At 61.1% G+C, this 4,239-nt stretch carries 6 protein-coding genes; 3 read left to right on the plus strand and 3 right to left on the minus strand.

All coding sequences use genetic code 11. From position 1 onward, the window contains the following. From B3849_RS08845 to B3849_RS08855, 3 genes are all read left to right on the plus strand, one after another. On the plus strand, positions 1 to 171 hold a 171-nt coding region (locus B3849_RS08845), incomplete at its 5' end, for an uL13 family ribosomal protein (protein ID WP_286780035.1). A 2-nt stretch (positions 172 to 173) separates the two neighbouring features. Then, on the plus strand, positions 174 to 674 hold the full coding sequence (rpsI, locus tag B3849_RS08850; protein WP_005853459.1) for a 30S ribosomal protein S9: 501 nt from the start codon (positions 174 to 176) through the stop codon (positions 672 to 674). A gap of 177 nt (positions 675 to 851) precedes the next feature. Further along, on the plus strand, positions 852 to 1,841 hold the full coding sequence (locus B3849_RS08855) for an LLM class flavin-dependent oxidoreductase (RefSeq protein WP_278426287.1): 990 nt from the start codon (positions 852 to 854) through the stop codon (positions 1,839 to 1,841). On the opposite strand, the gene B3849_RS08860 is transcribed toward B3849_RS08855, so the two are convergent. The 3 genes from B3849_RS08860 to B3849_RS08870 all read right to left on the minus strand — a co-directional run. Continuing rightward, positions 1,838 to 2,455, minus strand: coding sequence for a TetR/AcrR family transcriptional regulator (locus B3849_RS08860; protein ID WP_005853462.1), 618 nt, complete (start codon positions 2,453 to 2,455; stop codon positions 1,838 to 1,840). The two genes, B3849_RS08855 and B3849_RS08860, sit on opposite strands and share 4 nt — an antisense overlap. Continuing rightward, positions 2,448 to 3,317 carry a polyphosphate kinase 2 gene (gene ppk2, locus B3849_RS08865; RefSeq protein ID WP_037944243.1) on the minus strand — a complete coding sequence of 290 codons (870 nt, stop codon included), beginning with the start codon at positions 3,315 to 3,317 and terminating at the stop codon, positions 2,448 to 2,450. Before ppk2 ends, B3849_RS08860 begins: the two co-directional genes overlap by 8 nt. A gap of 52 nt (positions 3,318 to 3,369) precedes the next feature. Beyond that, on the minus strand, positions 3,370 to 4,239 hold an 870-nt coding region (locus B3849_RS08870; RefSeq protein ID WP_286780030.1), incomplete at its 5' end, for an alpha/beta fold hydrolase.

The following is a 4,239-nucleotide window of genomic DNA, read 5'->3' on the forward strand; positions in this document are numbered from 1 at the left end:
GAGCGTGTTGTGACCCAAGCGGTCAAGCGCATGCTGCCCGGCAACCGCCTGAGCCGCCAGATCATGACCAACCTGCGCGTTTACGCCGGTTCCGAACACCCCCACGAGGCGCAAAGCCCCGAGGTTCTGGACGTGAAATCCATGAACTCTAAAAACACGCGGAGTGCATAAGCATGGCTGATGAAATCAAAACACTCGAAGGCCTCGAAGCGGCCGTAACCGAGAACATCGGTGGCGTTCAGGGGACAGAAGTTGAAATGACCCCACGCGAGCCCGTGCGTGACGCGCAAGGCCGCGCCTATGCAACCGGTAAGCGTAAAGATGCGGTTGCCCGCGTCTGGATCAAACCAGGTTCCGGTAAAGTCATCGTAAACGGCAAAGCGCAAAACGAATATTTTGCACGCCCCGTTCTGCAGATGATCCTGGCACAGCCTTTCACCATCACAGGCACCGACGGTCAGTTCGACGTTGTTGCAACTGTGAAAGGTGGCGGTCTGTCCGGTCAGGCGGGCGCGGTTAAGCACGGTGTTTCCAAAGCACTGCAGTTGTACGATCCCTCCCTGCGCGGCGCGCTGAAAGCGGCAGGCTTCCTGACACGCGACAGCCGTGTTGTTGAGCGTAAGAAGTACGGTCGTGCGAAAGCGCGTAAGAGCTTCCAGTTCTCCAAGCGTTAAGCTTTACTTTACAATTTTTGGAAAAGGCCGCTCCTGCCGGGGCGGCCTTTTTCATATGCGCCTGAGGCCAGCCGACCCTTCGGGGAGAGTTTATTTCGCAAAATGAAGCCGGCGGGGTGGTTTTGTTTTCAATGCTGCGTGCTTAGGTAAAGGATGCGTTAAAAACGGAGCCGCCCCATGCGATATTCAGTCCTTGATCTTTCCCCCGTGCCCGAAGGGTCAGATGCCCGCCAGGCCATTGCGAATACGATTGATCTGGCAAAGCGGACCGAAGCGGCGGGATATTATCGCTACTGGATGGCAGAGCATCACAACATGCCGGGGATCGCCTCTGCCGCGACATCGGTGTTGATCGGGCATGTGGCGGATCACACCTCTCGCATCCGTGTGGGCGCGGGGGGCATCATGTTGCCGAACCACGCGCCGCTGGCGATTGCAGAGCAGTTTGGCACGCTTGCCACGATTCACGGAAACCGGATTGATCTGGGCCTTGGCCGCGCGCCCGGTGGGGATCAGACCGTGTACCACGCCTTGCGGCGCGGGATGCAAGGGGGCGACCGTTTCCCCGAAGATGTGGCCGAGCTGATCGGCTATCTTGGCGAGGCTCCTGCTGGGGCGCGTGTGATGGCGCATCCGGGGCAGGGCACCCATGTGCCGGTGTGGATATTGGGCTCTTCGCTCTATGGCGCGCAGTTGGCGGCGCATTTCGGGCTGCCCTATGCCTTTGCCTCGCATTTCGCCCCCGATGCGTTGGAAGACGCCGTGGCGATTTACCGTCGCGATTTCAAACCCTCGGCGCAGTGGGAGAAACCGCATTTCATGTTGGCGGCAAATGTTTTCGCGGCGGATACCGATGAAGAGGGGGCTTACCTTCGGACCTCCATGCAGCAGGCTTTTGTGCGGTTGCGCACCGGCAAACCGGGCAAGCTGCCGCGTCCGGTGCGCGATATTGACGCCGAGGTTGGCGTTCAGATGCGTCAGGCCGTCGATCAGGCCCTGCGGGTCACGGCCGTGGGCAGCCCCGAGCGCGTCGCGCGTCAACTGTCGCAGATGATTGAGACATATAAACCAGATGAATTGATCCTGACAGGGCAGATCCACGACCACGCCGCGCGGGTCAAATCCTTCGAGATCGCGGCGCAGGCCTTGGAGGAGATCGCCGCCTAGTCGTCCGGTCCCACCAGACCAAGGCCGCGCAGGTAGATGCCAATGCCGCTTTCCAGCAGATCATCTGCGGGAAAGGGCGAGGCCCTGCCGGGGGAATTACGGGCGAAGAGTTCCACCACCCCGTGGCTCAGCGCCCAGATATGGGCCGAGAACATCGAGGCGGGCGGGCGTTTTTCCAACGGGATATGCTGGCTGAGATCGCTTGCGGCCTGTTCCAGCACCCCATTGGCCCGCGCCGCAGCGGCAGCCAGATCGGGGGTGCGGTTGACGGAAATACCGCTTTCGAACATCGCGATGTAATGACCCGGATAATCGCGGGCGAAGGCAAGATAGGCACGGCCTGTCGCCTCGAACGCCTTGAGCGCGGAAGGCTGGCCGGATTGATACGCGGCTTCCATCAATTCGGCAAAGATATCATAGCCTTGCAATGCGCCTTCGGCGATCAGGTCTTCGCGGCCTTCGAAATGCCGATAGACGGCTGCGGGTGTGACACCCGCCTGTTTCGCCGCCTCTGATAGGGTGAACCCCGTGGGGCCGCGATCCTCGATCAGTTTGAGCGCGCCGTCGATCAGCGCCTGTCGCAGGTTGCCGTGGTGATAGCCGCGTTTAGGCATCCCAGATATCCGGCCCGCCGCAAATCTGGTCATCAATCGCGCCGATCGCCTTGGTATCTTTGCCTGTATAGTCAAACGCGTGGAGCACGGTCCGGATCGCTGCCAGCCGCGCGCGGCGTTTATCGTCAGAGCGGATCACCGTCCACGGGGTCTGCGGCGTATGGGACCGCTGCAGCGTGTCCTTGATCGCGGCGCTATAGGCGTCCCATTTCGCCAGCCCTTTGACATCGATGATGCTGAGTTTCCATTGTTTCAGCGGGTCGCCTTCGCGCGCGAGCATCCGCCGCAGCTGTTCGCCGCGGCCTACGTTGAGCCAGAATTTGAACAGGTGCAGCCCATCGTCCACCAGCATCTTTTCCAGCGGGACAACCTGATCGAAGAAGGCTTCACGCTGGGCCTCGGTGCAAAAGCCGAAAACCGGTTCGACGACGCCGCGATTGTACCAGCTGCGATCAAAGAACACCATGTCACCGGCGGTAGGCAAATGTTTGATATAGCGTTGAAAATACCACTGACCTGCTTCGGTTTCGGTGGGTTTGGGCAGGGCCACCACATGGGCGGAACGCTGGTTCAGGTTCTGACGGAAGCGCGAGATGGTGCCGCCTTTGCCCGCAGCGTCGCGGCCTTCAAAGATCATCGCGATACGCGTGCCGGTGTCGCGCGCCCATGCTTGCAGCTTGACCAGTTCGATCTGGAGCCGATCCATCTCGCGGTCATATTGCTTGCGCCCCAGACGTTCGGAATGGGGGTAGCTGTCGCTTAGGATATCGTCCTTGTCGGCGCGTTTGATCGCCTTGTTGATTGGCGCGGGCGCGTCATTTTCGAAGTAGGCGCTGATCGCACCGTCAAAGGGCAGGTCCATGGGGGCCTCCTCAAATATCCTGTTCACCCTAACTTATGGAGCGTTCTGCCCCCTAGCGCAAACCCGCACGTGTCGCTGCGCGGTCAATGACGGCGATGACGTCGGGTTGGGTCACATGTTGTGGCATATGGCCAATGCCGGGCAGGGTGGTCAGCACCGCGTCGGGCAGTTGCGGCGTGGCGATTGCCGCGTGGACATCCAGCGGGACGATGGTGTCTGCGGTGCCGTGGATCAGCTCGACCGGCAGGGTCAGCGTATCATATTTCGGGACCATCTTCTTGATCTCGGGCAGCAGCGTGTTCACCTGTTGCGCATTGGCGCGCATGGACATCCGGCGCAGGGACAGGCCGGTGCCGATGTGATCACTATAGCCGTCAGGCGTGTCTTGCGGGGCAAAGATCGCGCCGACGCTGGCGCGTACAAATCCCTGCGGCACAAAGGCGGTGACCAGCGGGATCACAATACCCGACCCGAAGGCAGAACCGGTGATCTTGTACTGCCATCCAAGGTCACCTTCCCACGGCTCGGACACGGCGGATACGAGCACCAGCGCCGCCGTGTCATCGGGCCGCGACAGCCCCCACGCCAGCGCCACCGCGCCGCCGTAGCTGTGCCCCAGGACGATCGGGTTGTTCACCCCAAGCCTGTCCGCTGCCTTTTGCAACAGCGCGGCCTGTTCATGGGGTGTGGCCGCCGTAGCATTCCATGCGCCCGCGTGTTGGGGCAGGTTGTCGGTCCAGCCGAGCCCCGGACGGTCGAACAGGATAACGCGGTAGCGGTCGGAAAGCTGGTCCACCATATCAAAGGTGAAATCCCGCATATTCCCTGACGCCCCGTGGATCAGCACCAGATCCGGCCCGCTGCCCTGCACCTTGGCATGGACCTTCACGCCGTCGATATCGATCAGCTCGCCAATCGGCGG

This window comes from Sulfitobacter sp. UBA4523, assembly GCF_002388305.1.
Taxonomy (GTDB): domain Bacteria; phylum Pseudomonadota; class Alphaproteobacteria; order Rhodobacterales; family Rhodobacteraceae; genus Sulfitobacter; species Sulfitobacter pontiacus.